The following is a 22,666-nucleotide window of genomic DNA, read 5'->3' on the forward strand; positions in this document are numbered from 1 at the left end:
GGATTATGCTGGGATGCTGCATCCCAGATAGGGCCGTTCCGGCCTGTTCTGCATAAATCAGTTGCCTGTGGCGAGAAAGCACAGACGAAAACGCAAGTGATTTGCGGCCCCTAGCTCGTTTTCGCGCGAAGTGGACGCCCGGCTCGCGTGCAGAAAACGCTTCCGAACAAGTGACTCTAAACGCTGCCGACCGTCTTCAGCCGGGCCCTGGGATGGATCTCGGCTTGCGACAGGACGGTGGTCTGCGAGCGGAACCGTTCCACCAGTGAGCGAACGAACGGCCGGATCGCGGCCGACGTCACCAGGACCGGCGCCTCGCCCTCGCGCGCCGCCTGCTCGAAGGCGTTGCGCACGGCGGTCATGAACTCCGACAGTTTCGAGGGCTGCATCGCCAGGCTGCGGTCGTCGCCGGTGCCTACGATCGATTCCGCAAACGCCTGCTCCCAGCGCGCCGACAACGCGATCAGCGGCAAATAGCCGTTCGGCGAGGTGTTTTGCGCGCAGATCTGGCGGGCCAGCCGGGCACGGACGTGCTCGACCATGGTGGCCGGATTGCGCGAGAACGCCAGCGCGTCGGCGATGCCTTCGAGGATGGTCGAGAGATCGCGGATCGAGATGCGCTCGGCGAGCAGCAATTGCAGCACGCGCTGGATGCCCGACACCGTTACCTGGCCCGGCACGATGTCCTTGATCAGCTCGCCTTGCTCCTTCGGCAGGTCCTTCAAGAGCTTCTGCACCTCGCCGTAGGACAACAGGTCCGCCATGTTGGTCTTGAGCAGCTCGGTCAGATGCGTCGACAGCACGGTCGCGGCGTCGACCACGGTGTAGCCCTTCAGCGCGGCCTCTTCCTTCAGGCCGGCGTCGACCCAGGTCGCCGGCAGGCCGAAGGTCGGCTCGATGGTGTGGATGCCGGGCAGTTGCACCTGGTTGCCGGCGGGGTCCATGACCATGAACTGGCTCGGCCAGATCTTGCCGGTGCCGGCGTCGACTTCCTTGATCTTGATGACGTAGCTGTTGGCTTCGAGCTGGACGTTGTCGAGGATGCGCACCGCCGGCATCACGAAACCCATCTCGATGGCCAGCGAGCGGCGCAGCGCCTTGATCTGCTCGGTCAGGCGGTCGGTGCCGTCGGGGCCGTTAACCAGCGGCAGCAGCGCGTAGCCGAGCTCGATCTTGAGGTCGTCGATCTTCAGCGCGGCGGCGATCGGCTCCTCCGCGGCCGCAGCGGCGGCGGCCGCGGCTGCAGCAGGGGCGGCGGCTGCTGCCGTTTCGGCCGCCTTCGCAGCCCGCTTCTGCTTGCGTGCGTTCCAGGCCAGCACCGCGGCGCCGGAGCCGAGCGCCAGGAACGGCAGCGTCGGAATGCCCGGCAGCAGCGCCAGCACCAGCATCACGCCGGCCGACATGCCGAGCGCCTGCGGATAGCCGGAGAGCTGGCGCATCAGCGCCTTGTCGGCGGCGCCGGTGATGCCGGCCTTGGAGACCAGGAGGCCGGCGGCGGTCGAGACGATCAGCGCGGGCACCTGGGTGACGAGGCCATCGCCGACCGTCAGCACGGTGTAGGTGCGGGCGGCTTCGCTGAAGGAGAGGCCCTGCTGGGCGACGCCGATGATAATGCCGCCGACGATGTTGATGCCGACGATCAAAAGACCGGCGATGGCATCGCCGCGGACGAATTTCGAGGCACCGTCCATGGCGCCGAAGAAGCCGCTCTCGTCTTCCAGCGCCTTGCGGCGCTCCTTGGCGGCCTTCTCGTCGATCAGGCCGGCGGAGAGATCGGCGTCGATCGCCATCTGCTTGCCGGGCATCGAATCCAGCTGGAAGCGTGCGGCAACTTCGGCGATGCGGCCCGAACCCTTGGTGATGACCACGAAGTTCACGATCACCAGGATCGCGAACACGATGATGCCGATCACGAAGTTGCCGCCCATCACGAAGTTGCCGAACGCCTCGATGACGTGGCCGGCGGCCGCCGTGCCCTCGTGGCCGTGGCTCAGGATCAGCCGGGTCGAGGCCATGTTCAGCGACAGCCGCAGCATGGTCGAGATCAGCAGGATGGTCGGAAACGACGAGAATTCCAGCGGCGCCTGGATGAACAGCGAGGTCATCAGGATCAGGATCGAGACCGTGATCGAGACCGCCAGGAAAAGGTCGAGCACGATCGAGGGCAGCGGCAGGATCAGCACCACCAGGATGGTGAGGACGCCGATCGCCAGCGCGATATCGCCGCGCTTCAGGATGTCGCCGATCTCGCCGAGGCTCGGCAATCCGCTCTTGCCTGCCGTGCCCTGACCCGCCGTGATGTCGACCATGGTAGCCGCGCTCCCCCGCGACTGGCGGCTGCGGCCGCCAAGCGTCTGCGCGACGGCCGCAGGGCCGCCGTTCCGAAAGTGAGGCACCGCGCTGGCGTTCACGGGGATCTCCGCCCGTTAGACGCGTTCGACGACACTCGACTTCACTCGGCAATTCTTGCCGGGTGTATGGTTAGCAAAGGGTTAATAAGGGCCGTCCAAAGGCCGCGCGGAGGGGGTGCGCGGACGTCGCGGCCCGAGGCGTCGGGGGTTCGGGCGGGTAGGCTGGATCGTCCGGCTGTTCGGGGATGGCCTCGCGGCCTCTATTTGAGCGCACCGAGCACGACGCCCGATGCGGCGATGATGCCGAGCGTGATGACGCTGGCGCGCCATAAGAACTGCTGCCGGGCGGCGCGCCGGTCATGAAAGGCCAGCCAGTCGTGGACAAAGCCCGCGGGGATGTCGAACACCACCGCCGACTTGTTGCGACGGTGCGTTTCATGCTCGCAGTACATCGTCCGGACTGTCGGCACGCCCAGCCGCTCGAGCTCGCAGTGCCATTCCCAGGCATGCTTGCCGTTGGTCCAGCGATTTTCGAAAGGGATCACGTGTGATTCCATGACGAGCCTCCTGGCCCACCCTTGAACCTCACGCGATAAGTCTAGCCGATTTCATGGGCTGGCGCGAGATTGACGCTGCACCGGGGCTCTTGCCCGTGCGGCGCGATGGCGGTAACTCGTCCGGGCGCGCCATGGAGCGTCCCCGGCGGCCCTGCGCCGGGTCCGCCCGGCGGTGCAGGGGCCCGCTTTAGGCGGGCTCAGTCCAACTGCGCCAATGCGTCGGTTGAACATGGACGTGGTCATTTGAACCAACGACCCAGTCGGCGCCGTCCTTGTGGCAGGGGACCACGAGCGCATGGACCATTCCATCATAGTCCAGGACACAGACTTCAAGATCCCGGTCTGCTGGCGCAGTTGAAACGGGTAGCCATTCTGCGGGCAAGGTATGCATGATGTACCCTCCGATGAAATGCATGCGGTTCTCTCGGCGCGACGGCCGGGGGCGTGGGGCATCTGGCTTGACGCCAGCACGCGAGCGTCTGTCGCTCGTCAGTTCCGTCACAGGCAGCGCTGCCGGCCTGCGACGCACAATCCACCGTCCGAACGATCTTGGCACGGATGACGAATGGCAAGTGTGAACCAGCTCGCACTGCTTTCAATCTTCTTCGACAGGATGATCGCCGTCGCGCGATCGATATTCCTACACGTCCGGACACTTTCTCAAGTCGTATGCACGAGCACGATCAGTCCCGCCACAATCAACGCGGCGCCGGCGGCATAGCTGAGGCGGTGGCCGACCGGGAGCAGCTTCTCGCAGGCGACGTAGACGGTGATGCCGACGATCCAGAGCAGGTTCATCACGCCGCCGACGAACAGCAATGCCATCAGGAACCAGCAGCAGCCGAGGCAGTAAAGGCCGTGCCGCAGCCCCATGCGCAGCGCACCGGCCGTGCCCGGTTGCCAGTGCCGGCTCAGGAACAGCACCGGGCTCTGGCAGTAGCGCAGGCAGGCGCGCTTGAGCGGCGTGAACTGGTAGAGCCCGGCCAGCAGCAGGACGCCGCTGGCGAGCGTCGCGCTGGTAGCAGCCATCGCCATCGACAAGAGGCCGGCGAGGTCGAGTTGCCATTGCGCCAGCGTCGCGGCGAGGCTGAAGCCGGCCCAGATCACGAGATAGCCGCACAGGAATATCCAGGCCTCAGCGAGGGGAGAGGGCGTTGCCGATTGCTTGCGCTTCAGGGCGGCGAACAGCAACACCATCGGCGCGGCGCTCGAGATCATCATGGCGACCATCATCGTCAACCACATGACGAACACCAGCACGGCATAGGAAGGCGTCCATGGCGTCGGATCCATCGGCATATCAGCCATGCTCATGTCGATGCCGGCGCCGGCCAGGAGATAGGCCCAGGCCAGCGCCATCACCGCGGCGATGCCGCCTGCAAAGATCAGGCGGTCATGCCGCAGGACGTGTTCGAGCGCCGATGTCTCGCTCATGGTGGGATCCCAGCAGCCGAACGGCCGAACCGCGTCCGGCCGTGTCAGGCCGCGACGCCGTCCGGCGTCTGCACGACGTTGGCGAGCGAGCTGTGCGAGCCCTTGGTCTCGTACTTGATCGCCCCGGTCGAGCGGATGTTGGAGGAGGCCACCTCGGCCCCCCTATGCTCGAACCCCTCCGGCATCACGACCTGGATGCGATGCGGCGTGCCGGTGACAGGATTCTTGATCGGCTCGACCTCGGTCTCCAGCACGCCCTTGGCGACGAGCTTGGCGACGCGCCCGTTCTTGTCGAAGGAGAACTCGATCGGCACGAACACCGGATCATGGATCTTGGTCACGATCAGGCTGAAGATCTGGAACAGCGTGCCTTCGGCCGAATTCTTGCCGGACAGGATGTTGAACAGCGCTTCGCGCTGTTCCGCCGTGGCGCGCTCGTCGATGATCGGCTGCATCTGCCCGTTGCCCTCGTGAAGCGCGCCGGGAAAGTCGACGGTTGCCGCGAACACCAGGCCGTCGAGCTTGGTGCTGCCGAAATGCCCCTTGGTGATCCGCATGCCGACCATGCCTTTGCAGGAACCATGCGTCGGCAGCGCATTGAAATCGCAGGGGCAGCCAAATGCACAATTGCAGTTCTTGATCCATTCGCCTTCGAGACGCCAGTCAGAAGCCATGGCAAACCTCCATATGACTGTCGGTGATCAATGCAGGCGCTTCAGAATGCCTTCCGCTTCAAAAAAACCGGATCAGTTCAAGTAGGCCGGGATCATAGCAGCAACCGGTCCGGCGGTACAGGAAGCGCTGACGCCCGATCGCCCAAACATCGCCGCGGCGGCGCACGGAGGCGCCGATCGGGGAGGGAGGACGGACCGGGATTGAACGTCCCAGCCTCGACGTCAGACGAAATACCGAGCAAGTCGCTTCGTGTCGGGGGATTCCATTACAAGCCAAGGAGACCGTGCGGCGGCAACGACCGGCAAACCCTGGATTGGTGGTTTCAGGGCTGTCGCGGCTGTCACCCTTTCCGTCGCGACGGGTGCTGCCGCAAAGCCTCCGGGCCAGGACGCCGCCATGATGCGCATGCTGGCGTGCGACGGCGAAGGCGTCAGGATGGAGGTCTATCTACCGCTATCGGTTGCATTGGCAGGCCAAGGCCTGCGCGCCGGCCAGACGGTGATCGGCTACTACGCGCTCGACCTGACCGAGGCCAACAAGGGCAAGCCGCTTGAGCCGGTTCGCGTCACGATGAGCGCGGACAAGAAGACGGTGACCGTCGACCAGTACACAAGGGGACTGCCGCCGACACAGATTCCGGTGGGCGGGGGCACGGTCGATTTCGATCAGCGGTTTGCGAAACGCGCCAAATGCGGCCCGTTCCAGTCGCAGGACCCGAACTTCGGGAATTGATGCGACGCTAGCCGCGCGCGAATCCGCCGCGGAGCGTGCCGTTTCAAGGGGCGGCGTCCCCTTGCTGGCGCATGCCTAATCTCTCGGCAATGTGGCTTGACCCGGAGGCAAATGCCGACGAAGTTCCGCCTGCCGTGGTAATTTCTTCTGAATTTTCCCCTGAAGTCGCTACGTTCATTCCCGACTCGCGCCGGGCATGGCTGCGGCTTGTCGTGGCCGTGGTGATCGGCTCGCTCGGCAGCGTCGGCATGTGGTCGGTCGTGGTGGCGCTGCCCGTGGTGCAGACGGACTTCGGCGCGACCCGCGGAACGGCCTCGCTCGCCTTCACCATGGTGATGCTCGGCTTCGGCCTCGGCCAGGTCGTGACCGGCAAGATCAGCGACCGCTACGGCATCGTCGCGGCGATCGGCGCCGGGATCGGCATCCTCGGCCTCGGCTATGTCGGCGCCGGCTACGCGCCGTCGATCTGGGCCTTCATCCTGCTGCATTTTGCCATCGGCCTGTCGTCGGCGGCGACCTTCGGCCCGTTGATGGCGGAGGCGTCGCACTGGTTCGAGCGCTACCGCGGCCTCGCGGTCGCGATCGCCGCGAGCGGCAATTACGTCGGCGGTACGGTGTGGCCGCCGCTGGTCAATTTCGGCATGCAGAGTGTCGGCTGGCGCACCACCCATATTGCAATCGGCATCTTCACCGCGATCGCGATGTTGCTGGCACTCATGGTGCTGCGCGTGTTGATGGGCGCGGCGACCAGGCGCAGCCATGGCAACGCGGCACCACCCCGGGTCGACCTCAAGCTTTCCACCAACGCGCTGACCGCGATACTGTCGCTCGCGTCGATTTCCTGCTGCGTGGCGATGTCGATGCCGCAGGTCCATATCGTCGCCTATTGCGGCGATCTCGGCTACGGCGTGGCGCGCGGCGCCGAGATGCTGTCGCTGATGCTCGGCTTCGGCATCATCAGCCGGATCGGCTCCGGCTTCCTCGCCGACCGGATCGGCGGCATCCGCACCCTGCTGATCGGCTCGATCGCGCAAGGCGCGGCGCTGTTGTTCTATCTGTTCTTCGACAGCCTGACCTCGCTCTACATCATCTCGGCGATGTTCGGCCTGTTCCAGGGCGGCATCGTGCCGAGCTACGCGATCATCGTGCGCGAGGCGATGCCGGCGTCGGAGGCCGCGACGCGGATCGGCATCGTGATCTTCGCCTCGGTGTTCGGCATGTCCTTTGGCGGCTGGATTTCGGGCGTGATCTTCGACGCCACCGGCTCCTATGCCGCCGCCTTCGCCAACGGCCTCGCCTGGAACCTGCTCAATGTCAGCATCATCCTGCTGCTCATGATGCGCTCGCGGCAGCGGGTGGCGCTGGCGTAATTCTCGATCACACCGCCTGGCCGGCCTTGAGTAATGAGCAGCCGGTGATCTTCAGGCTGCCGTCGGCCTGCCGCTCCAGCGTGTAGAGCGCCTCCCACGCTTCGCCATTGGCGTCGACGATATGGACGCGCTGTGCGATCCGGTCGCCGTCGCTGCGCGCCTCGCCGAACTCGAAGCTCCTGTGCCGATAGACCGGCGCGTATTGGTTCTGCACCATCGACATGAAGATGTCGGCTTGCGGAAAGATCTGCCGGATCGCCGGCGCGGCATGCGAATAGGCCGCCGCGGCGTCGTCGCGGCCGAACGCCTGCTCCTGCGCGCGGATCACGGCCTGCGCGGCGCCGACGTCGTCGGCCGCTGCGGGAGCGAGCGAGCCGAGCAGAATAGCGACGAACATCAGGATGATGCGCATGCGGTGGCACCGTCGACAGTCGACCTTCCAGCCGCCGCAAGGCTACTCCCGCACGACCACGGCGGCAACGGAGCAGGCGCATTCGGCGGCTGGCTCCGAACGGCCACGCAGCGCGATGTCAGTTGACGCGCCGATGGTGCCGCAGCGCCTCGGCAGTCGGGCATCCGGCGTGCCGCGCATGACGCGTTGCGAATGGCTGCTCGATGGTGACGATCTGGCAACCGTATTGCGCCGAAACCTCGGCGATGACGTTCGACACCGCATCGTCGATCCGCGAGCCGGGCAGATGCGCGACGATCAGATCGCCGATGCTGAGCCGCTTGCGGACGCGCAGGTCGTTGTCGATGCGGTAACTGAACAGGGCATGGATCACGCCGCGGCGATCGCGAATCGCGATCAGCCCGGTCTCGGGCGAGCTGCCGCGGCAGCGCCGGCGCACGAACCGCAGCCATTGATCCGTGGTAATACTGGCATCATGCATGAACACCAGCGGATAGGCCACGATCGCATGCTGATGGTCGATCGGAAGTGCCTGGAATTGCTCGTTCATCGCCGGATTCCCCGATGATGGCGAAACTGCTGGGGAAAGCGCGGCGCAGCATTGATCTGCATCAATGCCGCCGGCGGTTGATCCAGATCAAATCGGGGTTGATAGTGTCAAGCACCCAACCAAGCGGACACCCGAAGCCATGAGCATTGCCGAGCCACTGCAGGATTCGTGTGCAGGCGCGACGCGTTCCGACTGCAGGCACGGCCGCGCCACGAATGGCTGCGAGGACTGCAAGGTCAGGCTGTTCAGCGTCTGCGCTGCGCTGGAGCCGTCCGAGCTCGAGGAGCTCGACCGGATCAGCCAGGCAAAGCAGGTTCCGGCGCGAACGACGCTGTTCGAGCAGAGTGCGCTGGCGGGCAGCGTGTTCAATGTCACCGACGGGGTCGTGCGGCTCTACAAATCATTGCCCGACGGCCGCCGCCAGATCGTGGGTTTCGCGCTGCCGGGCGACTTCCTCGGACTTGCGCTGCAGGACCGCTACGGCGTCACCGCGGAGGCGGTCAACGACGTCGCGGTTTGCCGTTTCGTGCGATCGGCGTTCCTCGCCTATGTCGACGGCAAGCCGCATCTGCTGCGCCGCCTGCATGAGTTCGCGGGGCACGAGTTGAGCCTGGCGCAGGACCAGATGTTGCTGCTCGGACGGCGCAGTGCCGAGGAAAAGATCGCTGCATTCTTGCTCCACATGCAGACGCGATACGCCCGGATCGGAAGCGTGTCTGTCACCGTGCCGCTGCCGATGAGCCGGCAGGACATCGCCGACTATCTCGGTCTCACCATCGAGACGGTGAGCCGCACGCTGACCCGCCTTGCGCGCGAGAAGGTGGTGTTGATCGTGCCCGATGGCGTGCGGCTGCTCGACCTCGAACGGCTCAAGCTGAGCGGCGCGAGCTGACGCCGCGGCGTCGGGTTTTGATCCAGCACAAGGCGATGCGCGCGCAGGCGCGCTAGGTCTCTCCATCATATGCAGGAGACGACCCATGCCTCTCGACACCATCCTCGTCATGATCGCGGTCACCGCGATGTTCGCCACCATTGCCGCCGTTATTGCCTGGGGCGACCGGCAGACGCGCGATCTGTGATACGGTCGCGTGATCAGAGCCATTCCGGTCCGATTGAATCGGAACGGGTCTCTGGATCGTTGTCTTGACGCGCTTTCGTCACGCGAACCGATATCCACTTCGCCTGAAGACGCTCTATCTGATCGAGCCCTTGAAATTGTCGATGTCGGGTGAGGGGCGGGCGGGAAACAGCCGCGCGGTCGAGGAGTTGTCGAGCCGGCGCTTGCATTTCGCTTCGTCGGCGTCCTTGTTCTCGGTGCCGTCCTTGTTCGAGTAGCGCTTCTTCGCGAACAGATCGTCCTGCCGGTTGACGATCAGCATGGCGTGGTCGCGCTCGAGCGTGTCCGGGTTCTTGCGCTGCTCGTCGGAGCGGAACGTACCGCCGACGATCTTGCCCGTCATCTCGTAGTCGCAGCCGGCCTTCCAGTCGCCCTGGTCCCACTTCCATCCCGTCGCCTTCACGGCGCTGTTGCTCTCGGTGGTGATCTTGATGATCGCGTTATGGGCGAGCCAGATGCCGGCAAGCCCGCTGCGCTTGTCGTCAAAGCCTTCGAGCAGCGCCAGGCGTTCGCGCTGCAATCCGTCGACGTGGTCGCGGGCATCGACGGTGAAGTGAACCTGGGAGCTCTGCTTGTTCCAGGCCGGGTGCAGGAATTCGGGATATTGCTGCGTCTGGCTCTTCACCCAGCTGCGCTGGTCGTCGATCAGCGCGCGCCGCGTCGCCTCGTCGAGGTGCGGCTGCAATGCCTTCCAGGCGCGGTTCAGCCGCCGGTCGTTGTCGGCCAGATCAGGGTCGGCGCAGATTTCCTCGTCGGTCGCCGTCTCCGGCCTGGTGCAGTCGAAGGTCGGGACGACGAAGGCGGTGTCCGCCCGGTCGGATGCCGTATCCTTGCCGGCGGCAAAATAGCTGCCGGTGACCTGCCACATCGACGAGCAGTCGGCGACGCCGTTCCATTCCTCGTCATCGATGCTGCCGACGATCCGCAAGGTCTCGCCCTGGCGGCGGAGTTTGACTGACGGCGGCCTGGCGGGAGCGGCCGCAGCGTCGGCTTTCGGCTTGTCGGCCGCTGTGTCCGTATTGATCACCACGGTGCCGGCGAGCCAGCCATTCCCCGAAGGCTTCAGGTCGACGGTGAGCTTGCAGCTTCGCTTGCGGTCGCCGCCATAGTCGCCGCGCAGATCGGCGGCGAGGCGATAGGTGCCGCCGTCGGCCGGCGTCAGCGTGATGTTGCCGAAAGCATTGACCCAGTTGCCGGCGATGCCGGGACGGCCGGATGCCATTCCCTCAAGCGCGGCGGCGCGGCGCCGCAGGGCTTGCGCAAAGCTCTCCTTCAATTCGTCCGCGTCGCTATCGGCCAGCACCTCGGCGGCGTCGATGATCATCTCGTTGAACCAGGCCTGGTCGCGCTTCAAGAGCGGCTTGACGTTCGCCGGCATCCTGCCGAGCGCCGCGTCGAACACCCTGTCGATCTGCGTCACCAGCCTGTCGGTGCCGGCCTTCCCGCAGTCCGCGGTCTTGATCGTGCTGTCGCCGCTATCGCCGCACAGCCTGATCGCGGTCGGCGCGCTGCTCGATGCCCGCAGATCGTCGTCCATCGCAACGGACGGGCCGGACGCAAGGACCGCGATGGCCGCGGCGGCGGCCGCAAGCCGTGGAGAGCAAGGCATCGACGTCACCCGCACGGCCGCGCCATGCGGCCCCTGCGGCTTGGGTCGCCCGCCGCGCGCGCCGGGTTCAAAACGTCGGCGGCGTACAGGCCGAGATCACCTCGCACGGCTTGGCGCCGATGCAGCGGAAGCGGTGCGGGCGGCGGCTTTCGAAGTAATAGGCGTCGCCGGCGTTGAGCACCCGCCGCTCGTCGTCGACCGTGACCTCGAGCCGGCCCGAGACCACGATGCCGCCTTCCTCGCCCTCATGCACCAGCGGCACCCGGCCGGTGTCGCTGCCGGGCTCGTAACGCTCCTTCAGGATCTGCAACGCCCGGCCGAACAGACTGTCGCCGATTTGCAGGTAGGAGATCGGCTTCTTGCCGATCTCGGTCAGCTCGTCGGCGCGATAGAACGCCTTGCGCGGCCGCTCCGGCTCGATCGCGAAGAATTCGGCGAGTCCCATCGGAATCCCGTCGAGGATGCGCTTGAGGGCGCCGACCGACGGGTTCATCTGGTTGGATTCGATCAGCGAAATCGTCGAATTGGTCACGCCGGAGCGCTTGGCGAGCTCGCGCTGCGATAGCTTGTGGCGCGCGCGGATGAATCGAAGCCGACCGCCGATGTCGACGCTCATGGCAGTCCCCTTGGCAAATCCCTGTTGCAGGTGTTGCGGATCGAACAAATCTTGGCAGACCGCCTCAACAAGATCAATGGCTTGCGCTGCGGCAGAAAAGGACTTGTTGAGTGCCTGGAAGAGTGGTCCGACTAGCATCAGTCAGCAATGGAGCGCCACCGTGACCGTTCATCAGATTCCGAACACCATCAAGACCGACTCGTTCTGGATGCCGTTCACGGCCAACCGGCAGTTCAAGAAGGCTCCGCGGCTGTTCTCCTCCGCCAAGGGCATGTACTACACCTCGGTCGACGGCCGGCAGGTGATCGACGGCTCAGCCGGCCTGTGGTGCGTCAACGCCGGCCACGGCCGCCCGCAGATCGCGGCCGCGGTCGAGCGGCAGCTGTCGACGCTGGACTTCGCGCCCTCGTTCAACATGGGCCACCCGCTGGCGTTCGATTTCGCCGAGCGGCTCGCCGAGATCGCCCCGAAGGGGCTGGATCGCGTCTTCTTCACCAATTCGGGCTCTGAATCGGTCGATACCGCGCTGAAGATCGCGCTGGCCTATCATCGTGCCGCCGGCCAGCCGAGCCGCACCCGCTTGATCGGCCGCGAGCGCGGCTATCACGGCGTCGGCTTCGGCGGCATGTCGGTCGGCGGCATGGTCGCCAACCGCCGCCAGTTCGCGACCCATCTGCCCGGCGTCGACCACATCCGTCATACCCACGATCTCGCCCGCAACGCCTTCGCCAAGGATCAGCCGGAGCACGGCGCCGAGCTCGCCGACGATGTCGAGCGGATGGTGGCGCTGCATGGCGCCGACACCATCGCGGCGGTGATCGTCGAGCCGGTGCCGGGTTCGACCGCGGTGCTGCCGGCGCCGAAGGGCTATCTGCAGCGCCTGCGCGAGCTCTGCACCAAGCACGGCATCCTGCTGATCTTCGACGAGGTCATCACCGGCTTCGGCCGCCTCGGCACCCCGTTCGCCGCCAACTTCTACGGCGTGACGCCCGACATGATGACGACCGCGAAGGGTATCACCAACGGCACCGTGCCGTGCGGCGCGGTGTTCACCAGCCGTCAGATCCACGACGGGCTGATGGTTGGCCCGGACAACGCCATGGAGCTGTTCCACGGCTACACCTATTCGGCGCATCCGGTGGCCTGCGCGGCGGGTCTTGCCACGCTCGACATCTACAAGGACGAAGCTCTGCTGACCCGCGGCGCCTCGCTCGCCGACTACTGGCGCGATGCCCTGCATTCGCTGAAGGGCCTGCCGAACGTGGTCGACATCCGCAACCAGGGCCTGATGGGTGCGGTCGAAGTCGCGCCGCGCGATGGTGTCGTCGGCGCGCGCGGCTACGACATCATGGTCGATTGCTTCAACCGCGGCCTCTACTTCCGCATGAGCGGCGACTCGCTGGCGTTGTCGCCGCCTTTGATCGTTGAGAAGTCGCACATCGACGACATCGTCTCGATCCTCGGCGACTCCATCAAGCGCGTGGCCTGATAATTGCTAGCTAGATATTAGCTAGCTCTACAAATTGCTGTCGCCGTTGCGAAGCAGAGTGGTTTCGCAGCGGCGATTGCGTTTTCGCTGCAGGATGTGAGGAAAAGTGAAGGTCCTTGTTCTCGGCAGTGGCGTGATCGGCGTCACCTCTGCCTATTACCTTGCGCGCGCAGGCCACGAGGTCACGGTGATCGACCGTCAGCCGAAGCCCGCGCTGGAAACCTCCTTTGCCAATGCCGGCGAGGTGTCGCCGGGCTACTCGTCGCCCTGGGCCGGCCCCGGCGTGCCGGTCAAGGCGGTGAAGTGGCTGTTGATGAAGCACGGCCCGCTGGTGATCCGCCCCAAGCTCGATCCCGTGATGTGGCTCTGGCTCTTGAAGATGCTGCGCAACTGCACCACGTCGCGCTACGCGGTGAACAAGAGCCGGATGATCCCGATCGCGGAATACAGCCGCGACTGCCTGCAGGCGCTGCGCAGCGAGATCGGCATCCGCTATGACGAGCGTGCGCGCGGCACGCTGCAGCTGTTTCGCGAGCAGGCCCAGCTCGATCACACCGGCGACGACATCGCGGTGCTGAAGCAATACGGCGTGCCGTTCGAGGTGCTGGGCCGCGAGGGCTGCATCGCCGCCGAGCCCGCGCTGGCCGGCGTGAAGGAAAAGTTCGCCGGCGGGCTGCGGCTGCCGCATGACGAGACCGGCGACTGCCACATGTTCACGCAGGCCCTGGCGCTGGAAGCCGAGAAGCTCGGCGTGCGCTTCAACTTCAATGTCGGCATCGACGGGCTGAATGCGGACACGACCCGGATCACCGGCGTCGCGACCAGCGCCGGAATGATGACGGCGGATGCCTATGTGCTGGCGCTCGGCAGCTATTCGCCGATCCTGCTGCGGCCGCTCGGCATCTCGCTGCCGGTCTATCCGGTCAAGGGCTATTCGATCACCGTTCCGATCAGGGACGCGTCCGGCGCGCCGGAATCGACCGTGATGGACGAGAGCTACAAGGTCGCGATCACCCGGCTCGGCGATCGCATCCGCGTCGGCGGCACCGCGGAGATCTCAGGTTATTCGACCAAGCTCTACGCCGCGCGGCGCGCGACGCTGGACCATTCGCTGACCGACCTGTTTCCGCGCGGCGGCGACCTTCCCAGGGCCACCTTCTGGTGCGGGCTGCGCCCGATGACGCCGGACGGCCCGCCGGTGATCGGCGCGACGCGCTTTGCCAATCTGCACCTCAACACCGGCCACGGCACGCTCGGCTGGACCATGGCCTGCGGCTCGGGCCGGGTGCTGGCGGACATGCTCTCGGGGAAGAAGCCCGAGATCGACACCAAGGAGCTGTCGATCAAGCGCTACGATGTCAGGTTCGGGTAAGCCCCATTGCCGCACGCGAGCCACTATTCGGCGGCGTTCTTCACGGGCGGTTCGACATCGTCGTCTCGCTTCGTTGCCGTCCAGTTCGACAGCGCATTCGAGAATCGGTCGAGATAGAGATACACGACCGGCGTGGTGAACAGCGTGAGCGCCTGGCTCACGATCAGGCCGCCGACCATCGCATAGCCGAGCGGCTGACGGATTTCCGATCCCGTTCCGGTGCCCAGCATCAGCGGGACGCCGCCGAGCAGCGCCGCCATCGTCGTCATCATGATCGGGCGGAAGCGCAGCAGGGCCGCTTTCCGGATCGATTCACGCGGCGACAGATGCTCCTCGCGTTCGGCGGCGATCGCGAAGTCGACCATCATGATGCCGTTCTTCTTCACGATTCCGATCAGGAGGATGATGCCGATCAGCGCGATCAGGCTGAAATCGAATCCGAACGCCATCAGGATCGCCAGCGCGCCGACCCCGGCCGATGGCAGCGTGGACAGGATCGTGAGCGGATGAATGTAGCTCTCATAGAGCACGCCGAGGATCAGGTAGACCACGACCAGCGCGGCCAGGATCAGCAGCGGCACCGAGCTCAGTGACTGCTGGAAAGCCTGCGCGGTGCCCTGGAAACTAGAGCTGAGCGTGGCTGGAGCACCGAGATCGGCGACGGCGTTCTGGATGGCATCGGTGGCCTGGCCGAGCGCCACCCCTTGCGCGAGGTTGAAGCTGATCGTGGTCGCAGGAAACTGTCCCTGGTGCGCGATCGCGAGCGGGCGCACCGGAATCGTGGTCCACTTGCAGAACACGGAGAGCGGCACCTCGTCCCCCGTGGTCGGCGACTTGATGTAGAGCCTGTTGAGCGTGTCGAGCTTGCCCTGCAATTCGGGGAGGATCTCCAGGATGACGTGATAGCTGTTGAGCTGGGTGAAGTATTGGGTCACCTGGCGCTGGCCGAACGCGTCGTACAGCGTGTCGTCGATCAGTTGCGGCTGGATACCGAAGCGCGACGCGGTGTCGCGATCGATGGTCAGCGTCAGCGTCGTTCCCTCGGTCTGCTGGTCGGTGGCGACGTCGCGCAGTTCCGGCAGCGTCTTCATCCTGGCCAGAATCTTCGGCGCCCATTCGTTCAGCTCGTCGAGCTTTGCATCCTGCAGCGTGTATTCGAACTGCGTCCGCGTGGCGCGGCCGCCCAGCCGGACGTCCTGGGACGCCTGCATGTAGAGACGTGCTCCCTCGACCGCCTCGAGCTTCGGCCGCAGCCGCGCGATGATCTGCTGCGCATTCGCGTCGCGCTCCTCGCGCGGCTTCAGCGTGATGTACATGCGACCCGAATTCAGCGCGGTGCCGCCGCCGCCGATGAACTCGGCCATGCTCTCCACCGCGGGATCGGCCCGAACGATCCTGCTGAGTTCTTCCTGGTGCCGCTCCATGTCGGCGAAAGAGATATCCTGGGCCATCTCCGACACCGCGTTCAGGAAGCCATTGTCCTGTTGCGGGAAGAATCCCTTCGGAATGATCAGGAACAGATAGACCGACAGTGCGACCGTCGCGAAGAAGATGCAGAGCGTGGTCCGGCTCCAGCTCAGCGCCCGATCAAGCCCTCGCTCATAGGCATGCAGCATCCTGTCGAATGCCGCCTCGCTCCATTGGTAGAGCCGGCCGTGCCTGGTTTCGCCATGCGCGCGCAGGAAGCGCGATGCCATCATCGGCGTCAGCGTCAGCGACACCACCAGGGAGACGAAGATCGCCATCGCCAGGGTCACCGCGAATTCGCGGAACAGTCGGCCGATCACGCCACCCATCAGCAGCAGCGGGATCAGCACCGCGATCAACGAGATACTGATGGACAGGATGGTAAACCCGATCTCGCCGGCGCCCTGCAATGCCGCGGCGAGCGGCCGCGCGCCCTGCTCGACGTATCGCGTGATGTTTTCCAGCATCACGATGGCATCGTCGACCACGAAGCCGACGGCGATCGTCAGTGCCATCAGCGAAAGGTTGTCGAGCGTGTAGCCGAACACCCACATCAGCGCGCAGGCGCCGAGCAGCGCGAGCGGCACGGTCACGGCGGGAATCACCGTCGCCCAGAAGCTGCGCAGGAACAGGAAGATCACCATGACGACCAGAACGATGGTGATGAGCAGTGTGATCTGCACGTCCTCGACTGCGGCGCGGATCGTCAATGTCCGGTCGCTGATGATCTTGATCTTGATGGCGGGTGGAATCGCGGCAACCAGCCTTGGAAGCTGCTCCTTGATCCTGTCGACCGTTCCGATGACGTTGGCGCCGGGTTGCTTGAAGATGACGAGGAACACGCCGCGTTTGCCGTCCGCCCAGGCGACCCGCTTCATGTCCTCCGGCCCGGCGATGGCCTGGCCGATGTCGCGAATCCGCAACGGGCCGCCGTTGCGGTAGGCGATGATCACGTCATTCCAGTCCTTGGCATCCAGCAACTGATCGTTGGCGTAGATCGTGTAGGCACGGCTCGTGCCGTCGATGTTGCCCTTCGGACTGTCGACCGTCGTGATCGCGATCTGGCCGCGGATATCTTCCAGCGAGAGCCCCTTGGCGACCAGCTTGGCGGGATCGATCTGCACGCGGATCGAAGGCTTCTGCTGCCCGCCGATGAACACCTGGGCGACGCCCGAGATCTGACTGATCTGCTGCCCGAGCTGGGCGTCGACCGCGTCGCTCACGGTGATGAGGGGCAGGGTGTCCGAGGTCGCCGACAGCAGCAGGATCGGCGAGTCCGCCGGGTTGACCTTGCGATAGGTCGGCGGCGTCGGCAGGTTCTTGGGCAACTGGCCACCTGCGGCATTGATCGCCGCCTGGATGTCGTTGGCGGCGCCGTCGATGCTGCGGTTCAGATCGAACTGAATGGTGACCGCGGTCGACCCGAGCGAACTCGTCGAGGTCATCTGGGCAATGCCCGGAATCTGCGCGAATTGCCGCTCCAGCGGCTGCGCAACCGAGGAGGCCATGGTTTCCGGGCTGGCGCCGGGCAGATTTGCGGAAATCTGGATGGTCGGAAAGTCGACTTGCGGCAGGGGCGCGACCGGCAGCAGGGGATAGGCGACCATTCCTACGAACAGAATGCCGGCCATCAGCAGCGAGGTACCGATCGGGTAGCGGATAAACCGAGATGAGATGCTCTCGTTCATTTCTGCGATCCAAATGAACGGCAGGCGCATCTTTTCCCGAATATCGGGAGTCGTCCTCGAAAGCTCGAGCGCGAACGCGCGTTTTCCTCGCCATGGCCAATCGGCAGATCGCGGAGTTTGCCTCCGCGTCTACCTGTTTTTTGCCAGCATAATCATTCCGAGGCATGCCGCGCGAATGGAAACGTCGGATCGGCCATTCGACGTTCGTTCAATGGCCGGAATTCGCGTGCCGTTATCGCCGTTTGGGAAGCGTCAAAAATGTCCCTGACGCATAATATATCGTGGACGACATATTATTGCGCGCGCGGTTGGCTCGACGCCACGAGGGGGCGTCATGATTGTTCAGGCGCGGCTTGTCCGGTGCAACGTGCTGGTGCAGCAGTCCTAGGCGATGTCGAACTCGTCCTGCATCCTGGTCACGATGTCGCGAAGTTCTTTTTCCTTCGCCTCGTCCAGCGCCGCCTCGCGGGTGCCGCCGAGATCCCAGCTCGGCGTATAGCCCTTAAGCCGGATCAGCTTCAGGCCAGTGACACCGGATCGTCTTTCCAGCTCGGCCGTGATCTCGTGCTGCATTTGAAGCATCTTCATCGCGCACCTCCGGGAACGCTATTCCGCTCAACAGGACAGCCAGCATCATGTTCCTCGCGAGCCCGCGCCGGATGTGTGTCCCGCCGTGCAGGAACGTGCGCCTTGCGGTCCACGTTGCTTCCGGTCGAACCAGGAAAGGACCTCACATGAAGAAACTGGCAACGATCGGATTGGCTGCGGCCGTGATGCTGTCGACATCGCTCGCCTTCGCGCAGGGTGGCGGCGGCGGTGGGGGCGGCGCCGGTGGCGGATCGGCCGGCGGTGCGAGTGCAGGCGCGGGGACCGGAAGCTCCGGCACAGGAACCGGCACCGGCGGCACAACCGGGATGGGAACCGGCTCGGGAATGAGCAATCCGCCCGGCAGCACGACCGGGAACATGAACAACCCAGGCACCTCGACGCCGAACTACTGGACCGACCCAAACAACAATTCCGCGACCGGGACCGGGACCTCAAACCTTCCCGGCAACAACAGCGGAACGCGGACCAATCCGCGATGATCGCGAAAGCCTCGCCTCAGCGCGGGGTTTTTCATTACGGTCGGGTTCGGCGACGAAAGAGCCCGGCGCGATGGCCGGGCTGGATCGCGAATATGAACAGATATGTATGTACCAAGCTTGGCAATGCGACGATCTAACCGAATGCCAACCTGATCGTCTGTGCACTTTAGCACACTTGCGCGGCCACCGTGCTCAGCGACCGCAGCCATCGCATCCGGCGCGGGCCTATGCGGCTCATATGCCGTAGAGCCCGCGGCGCTCTCGAATTCATATCCCGCCCTGAAGATATTGAGCCCGACGCAGACGCTCTCGCGTGCAGGCCAGACCGTTGAGGTTCGGCCGCGAGCGCGGCAGCGAACCGAAAGGTGATGTCATGTCTTCGCTTCAGATTGCTATCGGCGACCGGATCATCGAGCCGATGATCGCGCTTGCCGGCTGCACGACGCAACAGCGCATCGTCGTGGCCGGCACGAGGAGCATGGAATTGATGTTCGAGCTGCAGCGGCGCGGCTACGCGCGCGCGGCGGCGTCGGGCAATTGCGGCCGCCCCGCCGGTCAGTACGACGTTGCGCTGGTCGATTGGCGGCGGCGCACGCTTCTCTCGCTCGAGCCGGCGCTGGACTGGTTGACGAATGTCCTTAGCGCCCGTGCGGTGCTGGTGGTGTGGGTCGATGCCCAGAAGCCCTCGGCCAACCAAAGCCTGCGGGCGTCGCTGGAGCGGCGCGGCTTCGTCGTCGAGCAGGGCATCGTGCATCAGTACGGCTGCGCGCTGTCGGCACGGAGGTCGCAAGCCCATCCGCTGCAGCTTGCGGCCTGACGCGCTGAACGCGGCTTATCGCGAGGGGAAATCACCATGTCAAAGGTGCGACGCGCCGTGATCCGCGAATGGATGTTGCTGGCGCGCGAGAAACGGCAATCCAGCGAGCAGGCGGCCGCCTTTGCAACGGCGGCGCTGCAGCGGCACGACCTGCCGCGCAGCAGCCGTCGAACACCGCATGAAATCATCATGCGGTGGCTGCGGCCACGCACCGGACGTCCTTGAGCGGTGGCCGCCGCCATCGTGGGGCGGGCGGCAATCAACAGCAGAGCGATCGATGCGTGCCCATGAGTTTGAGCTGCCCCCGCATGCGCCTCGCGGCGCGGAGGATCTTGTTGCCGAAATCGCGAGGTCAACGTCCGACGCTGCGGCCCGCAGCGCCGCGGCGCTCGCGCTGGTGTATTGCGACATCATCGCGGGCGAGGGACCCACGGTGGCCGGCCGGGCGCATTTCTCGCGAACGATCGACGCCGCCGACGCCGCGCTATGTGCGCGCATCCTCTGTGCCGCCGGTCACGCCGGACACTCGGTCAGTCGCGCCGAAGCCGACGCGCTGTTCGCGATCGATGCGGTCGGGAGCGAACGGGTCGATGACGGACGTTTCGACGACCTGCTTGCCAAGGCGGTGCTGCATCATCTGATGGGCGCCGCCGGCACAACCATTCCCGGCCGCGAGCAGGCGCTGGCCCGCGACAATCCGCTGGATGACTGGGGGTCGGCGATCGTGCTGGCTGCGGAGCCGCGATCCTGGCTCGCCGGTCATCTTGACTGGATGAAGCCGTCATCCCCCGCCGCGCGCACCATCGATGCGGTGCTTCATGTCAATCCGGCAGGACCCCGGCTGCCGCTCGGCATCCTCTTCAACATGGAGGCCTGAACAAGCATAGCCCGTTGAGCCACGGGTCGCGCGATGGCCCGCCGATGACAGGCTCCGCGATATCCGGGGCAGTCGGTCCCGCATGTCGCTGCGCTCATGCGGGCTACGATGGGTAAGGTCACCGTGACGGCTTTGGGTTGGCTTTCTTCGCAGGCTTTGCCGTTGTGCCGACCGGCTGCACCCGCAAGCCGTCCACGAATACGTCCAGCAGCCTGAGCGCAGTGGTCTGCCAGCCGGGCTGGTCGTGCATGTAGCACATGCCGATCAGCGCCCGCAGCACGTCCTCGGCGCTGATGTCGCCACGGATCGCACCGGCCGCGACCGCGCGCGCGAGCAGGGTGCCGATCGCCCTGGTCAGGCGGTCGAACGAATAGGCGTGCAGCTCGGTCGAGCCGTGCGCGACCAGCGCGAGCGCGGCGACCATGCCCTTCTTGGTGGCGACGAATTCCACATTGGCGCGCAGCCAGCGGCGCAGCGCCTCGACCGGCTCGGGGGCGCATTGCAGTTGCTCGGCCAGATCGCCGAGCTGCTCGACCTCGCGGCGATAGACCGCCTCATACAGCGCCTCGCGGGTCGGGAAGTGGCGATAGAGCGTGCCGATGCCGACGCCGGCATGGCGTGCCACCGCCTCGAGACTCGCCTCGCTGCCGCCGGCCGAGAACACGGCCTTGGCCGCTTCCAGCACGCGCTCGCGGTTGCGCACGGCGTCGGCGCGGGGCTTGCGTGCAATTTCTGGTGATCGACCGGCCATCGCTTTTTCTTTTCACCCTCCCTTGTAAACGGAGGATGCCTCCGTATATGGCGACCAGCACCGGGCCTGACAAGGCGCGCCGATCCTGCATCGGCGGCCACGGGCTTCCGTTGCCTCGATTCAAACCGACCATACACGGATCGGAGCCCTGCATGAATCTCCCACTCAGCCTCACTATCAACGGTGTCCGCCGGGAAATTGCCCTCGACGACCCCCGCGTAACCCTGCTCGACCTGTTGCGCGAGCGGCTCGACCTCACCGGTACCAAGAAGGGATGCGACCGCGGCCAGTGCGGCGCGTGCACCGTCCTGGTCGACGGCCGCCGCATCAATTCCTGCCTCGCGCTTGCCGTCAGCCATGACGGCGCCGAGATCACAACCATCGAAGGCGTCGCGCGCGGCGACCAGCTGCATCCGGTGCAGGCCGCCTTCATCGCCCATGACGGCTTCCAGTGCGGCTTCTGCACGCCGGGCCAGATCATGAGCGGCATCGGCCTGATCCAGGAAGGCCAGGTCGGCGATGATCCGGAGCGCGTGCGGGAATGCATGAGCGGCAATCTGTGCCGCTGCGGGGCCTATCAAGGAATCACCGAGGCCGTGCTCGAGGCGCAGGCCGACATCAACGCGACCAAGCAGAGGCGCTCCGCATGATGAACTTCGATTATGTCAGGCCGGCCAGCGTCGCGGACGCGATCGCGGCGGCATCCGAGAAGGGCGCGAGCTATCTCGCCTCCGGCACCAATCTGCTCGACCTGATGAAGGGCGGCGTCAGCCGGCCGAGCCTTCTCGTCGACGTCACGCGTCTGCCGGGGCTCGACCGCATCGAGCATCTGGCCGACGGCGGCTTGCGGATCGGCGCGCTGGTGCGCAATGCCGATCTCGCGCATGATGCGGAGTTTGCGCGCAACTATCCGGCGGTCGCCGAGGCGTTGCTGTCGGGCGCGTCCGCCCAGCTGCGCAATGCCGCGACCGTCGGCGGCAACCTGATGCAGCGAACGCGCTGCGCCTATTTCTACGACGCCGGCAGCGCCTGCAACCGGCGCTGGCCGGGCGCCGGCTGCGACGCGCTGAAGGGCGAGAACCGCCTGCACGCGGTGCTCGGCTGGAGCGAGGGCTGCATCGCAACCCATCCGTCGGATTTCTGCGTGCCGCTGATCGCGTTCGATGCCGTCGTCGAGATCGAGGGCAAGACCGGCCGGCGCGAGCTGCCGCTGGAGGCGCTGCACCGTCTGCCGGGCGAGACGCCGGAGCGCGAGACCGCGCTGGAGCGCGGCGACCTGATCGTCGCGCTGCGGCTGCCGGCCGAAGCGCAAGGCTTCTCCGGGCATGCGCGCTACATCAAGGTGCGCGAGCGCACGTCCTATGCGTTCGCCGTGGTCTCGGCCGCGGCCGGCTTGCGCATCGAGGATGGAAAAGTCCGCGAGGCGCGGCTGGCGCTCGGCGGCGTCGCGGCAAAGCCGTGGCGGGCGCGCGAGGCCGAGCAGGTGCTCGCGGGCGCCGCGCCGGATGCGGCGACCTATCGCGAGGCGGCGCGCGCCGCGCTCGCGGGCGCAAAACCGTCCGGCGACAACGCCTTCAAGATCGAGCTCGCGCAGCGCATCGTCGTGCGCGCGCTCACCCTTGCTGCTGCAGGCACGCCGGATCGCATTCCCGCGCTGCCGGGCTCTCCCTTCTCATCCGTTGCAGGAGCGTAAC

At 65.6% G+C, this 22,666-nt stretch carries 22 protein-coding genes; 11 read left to right on the forward strand and 11 right to left on the reverse strand.

Going from position 1 to position 22,666, the window contains the following annotated elements:
- Positions 1–176 precede the first annotated feature (176 nt).
- The 4 genes from flhA to J2R78_RS25825 form a co-directional block, all read right to left on the reverse strand.
- Positions 177–2,309, reverse strand: a complete 2,133-nt coding sequence (flhA, locus tag J2R78_RS25810; RefSeq protein WP_225160586.1) for a flagellar biosynthesis protein FlhA — start codon at positions 2,307–2,309, stop codon at positions 177–179.
- A 302-nt stretch (positions 2,310–2,611) separates the two neighbouring features.
- On the reverse strand, positions 2,612–2,908 hold the full coding sequence (locus J2R78_RS25815) for a hypothetical protein (protein WP_253607309.1): 297 nt from the start codon (positions 2,906–2,908) through the stop codon (positions 2,612–2,614).
- Between the two features lie 660 nt (positions 2,909–3,568).
- Positions 3,569–4,342, reverse strand: a complete 774-nt coding sequence (locus tag J2R78_RS25820) for a DUF2182 domain-containing protein (RefSeq protein ID WP_253607310.1) — start codon at positions 4,340–4,342, stop codon at positions 3,569–3,571.
- Between the two features lie 44 nt (positions 4,343–4,386).
- Complete coding sequence (locus J2R78_RS25825; protein ID WP_057015186.1) at positions 4,387–5,016, reverse strand: DUF1326 domain-containing protein; 630 nt, start codon at positions 5,014–5,016, stop codon at positions 4,387–4,389.
- Positions 5,017–5,413: 397 nt separating this feature from the next.
- Here J2R78_RS25825 and J2R78_RS25830 point away from each other — a divergent pair, with 397 nt between their 5' ends.
- Entirely contained in the window at positions 5,414–5,749 is a 336-nt protein-coding gene (locus J2R78_RS25830; protein ID WP_229191757.1) for a hypothetical protein, read from the forward strand.
- A gap of 212 nt (positions 5,750–5,961) precedes the next feature.
- The gene (locus tag J2R78_RS25835; RefSeq protein ID WP_375162585.1) at positions 5,962–7,119 is read left to right on the forward strand and encodes an MFS transporter; all 1,158 of its coding nucleotides are present in this window, start codon (positions 5,962–5,964) and stop codon (positions 7,117–7,119) included.
- Positions 7,120–7,126: 7 nt separating this feature from the next.
- Here the strand turns inward: J2R78_RS25835 and J2R78_RS25840 are convergent, their stop codons facing one another.
- Together J2R78_RS25840 and J2R78_RS25845 are read right to left on the reverse strand one after the other, a co-directional pair.
- The gene (locus J2R78_RS25840; RefSeq protein ID WP_225160594.1) at positions 7,127–7,531 is read right to left on the reverse strand and encodes a DUF4864 domain-containing protein; all 405 of its coding nucleotides are present in this window, start codon (positions 7,529–7,531) and stop codon (positions 7,127–7,129) included.
- Positions 7,532–7,649: 118 nt separating this feature from the next.
- Positions 7,650–8,081: a hypothetical protein gene (locus tag J2R78_RS25845; protein ID WP_057015184.1), complete on the reverse strand. Its 432-nt coding sequence runs from the start codon at positions 8,079–8,081 to the stop codon at positions 7,650–7,652.
- 139 nt (positions 8,082–8,220) lie between these two features.
- Here J2R78_RS25845 and J2R78_RS25850 point away from each other — a divergent pair, with 139 nt between their 5' ends.
- Positions 8,221–8,973, forward strand: coding sequence for a Crp/Fnr family transcriptional regulator (locus J2R78_RS25850; RefSeq protein ID WP_057015183.1), 753 nt, complete (start codon positions 8,221–8,223; stop codon positions 8,971–8,973).
- A gap of 301 nt (positions 8,974–9,274) precedes the next feature.
- Here J2R78_RS25850 and J2R78_RS25855 read toward each other — a convergent pair whose 3' ends face one another.
- Positions 9,275–10,807, reverse strand: coding sequence for a lysozyme inhibitor LprI family protein (locus tag J2R78_RS25855; protein ID WP_253607311.1), 1,533 nt, complete (start codon positions 10,805–10,807; stop codon positions 9,275–9,277).
- Positions 10,808–10,874: 67 nt separating this feature from the next.
- Positions 10,875–11,423 carry a cupin domain-containing protein gene (locus tag J2R78_RS25860; RefSeq protein ID WP_018273259.1) on the reverse strand — a complete coding sequence of 183 codons (549 nt, stop codon included), beginning with the start codon at positions 11,421–11,423 and terminating at the stop codon, positions 10,875–10,877.
- A gap of 160 nt (positions 11,424–11,583) precedes the next feature.
- Between J2R78_RS25860 and J2R78_RS25865 the strand changes: the two genes are divergently transcribed.
- Both J2R78_RS25865 and J2R78_RS25870 read left to right on the forward strand, forming a co-directional pair.
- The gene (locus tag J2R78_RS25865; RefSeq protein ID WP_035631725.1) at positions 11,584–12,912 is read left to right on the forward strand and encodes an aspartate aminotransferase family protein; all 1,329 of its coding nucleotides are present in this window, start codon (positions 11,584–11,586) and stop codon (positions 12,910–12,912) included.
- A 106-nt stretch (positions 12,913–13,018) separates the two neighbouring features.
- Positions 13,019–14,284, forward strand: coding sequence for a D-amino acid dehydrogenase (locus J2R78_RS25870; protein WP_253607312.1), 1,266 nt, complete (start codon positions 13,019–13,021; stop codon positions 14,282–14,284).
- A gap of 23 nt (positions 14,285–14,307) precedes the next feature.
- Here the strand turns inward: J2R78_RS25870 and J2R78_RS25875 are convergent, their stop codons facing one another.
- Both J2R78_RS25875 and J2R78_RS25880 read right to left on the reverse strand, forming a co-directional pair.
- Positions 14,308–17,439: a multidrug efflux RND transporter permease subunit gene (locus tag J2R78_RS25875; protein WP_253607313.1), complete on the reverse strand. Its 3,132-nt coding sequence runs from the start codon at positions 17,437–17,439 to the stop codon at positions 14,308–14,310.
- Between the two features lie 384 nt (positions 17,440–17,823).
- Complete coding sequence (locus J2R78_RS25880) at positions 17,824–18,027, reverse strand: hypothetical protein (protein WP_253607314.1); 204 nt, start codon at positions 18,025–18,027, stop codon at positions 17,824–17,826.
- A gap of 146 nt (positions 18,028–18,173) precedes the next feature.
- On the opposite strand from J2R78_RS25880, the gene J2R78_RS25885 reads away from it, so the two are divergent.
- The 4 genes from J2R78_RS25885 to J2R78_RS25900 all read left to right on the forward strand — a co-directional run bounded on the left by J2R78_RS25885 (position 18,174) and on the right by J2R78_RS25900 (position 20,221).
- Complete coding sequence (locus J2R78_RS25885; protein ID WP_057015179.1) at positions 18,174–18,527, forward strand: hypothetical protein; 354 nt, start codon at positions 18,174–18,176, stop codon at positions 18,525–18,527.
- A gap of 373 nt (positions 18,528–18,900) precedes the next feature.
- Positions 18,901–19,344, forward strand: a complete 444-nt coding sequence (locus tag J2R78_RS25890; protein ID WP_253607315.1) for a hypothetical protein — start codon at positions 18,901–18,903, stop codon at positions 19,342–19,344.
- A 36-nt stretch (positions 19,345–19,380) separates the two neighbouring features.
- A complete protein-coding gene (locus J2R78_RS25895; protein ID WP_253607316.1) occupies positions 19,381–19,569 on the forward strand; it encodes a hypothetical protein in 189 nt (62 codons plus the stop codon).
- A gap of 52 nt (positions 19,570–19,621) precedes the next feature.
- Positions 19,622–20,221, forward strand: coding sequence for a hypothetical protein (locus tag J2R78_RS25900; RefSeq protein ID WP_253607317.1), 600 nt, complete (start codon positions 19,622–19,624; stop codon positions 20,219–20,221).
- Positions 20,222–20,339: 118 nt separating this feature from the next.
- Here J2R78_RS25900 and J2R78_RS25905 read toward each other — a convergent pair whose 3' ends face one another.
- Positions 20,340–20,972, reverse strand: coding sequence for a TetR/AcrR family transcriptional regulator (locus J2R78_RS25905; protein WP_253607318.1), 633 nt, complete (start codon positions 20,970–20,972; stop codon positions 20,340–20,342).
- A 152-nt stretch (positions 20,973–21,124) separates the two neighbouring features.
- On the opposite strand from J2R78_RS25905, the gene J2R78_RS25910 reads away from it, so the two are divergent.
- Both J2R78_RS25910 and J2R78_RS25915 read left to right on the forward strand, forming a co-directional pair.
- Complete coding sequence (locus J2R78_RS25910; protein WP_253607319.1) at positions 21,125–21,622, forward strand: (2Fe-2S)-binding protein; 498 nt, start codon at positions 21,125–21,127, stop codon at positions 21,620–21,622.
- Positions 21,619–22,665, forward strand: coding sequence for a xanthine dehydrogenase family protein subunit M (locus tag J2R78_RS25915; RefSeq protein WP_253607320.1), 1,047 nt, complete (start codon positions 21,619–21,621; stop codon positions 22,663–22,665). The genes J2R78_RS25910 and J2R78_RS25915 overlap by 4 nt, the downstream gene beginning before the upstream one ends.
- Position 22,666: the final 1 nt, after the last annotated feature.

It is taken from the genome of Bradyrhizobium sp. USDA 4538 (assembly GCF_024171045.1).
In the GTDB taxonomy this organism is placed as follows: Bacteria; Pseudomonadota; Alphaproteobacteria; order Rhizobiales; family Xanthobacteraceae; genus Bradyrhizobium; species Bradyrhizobium australafricanum.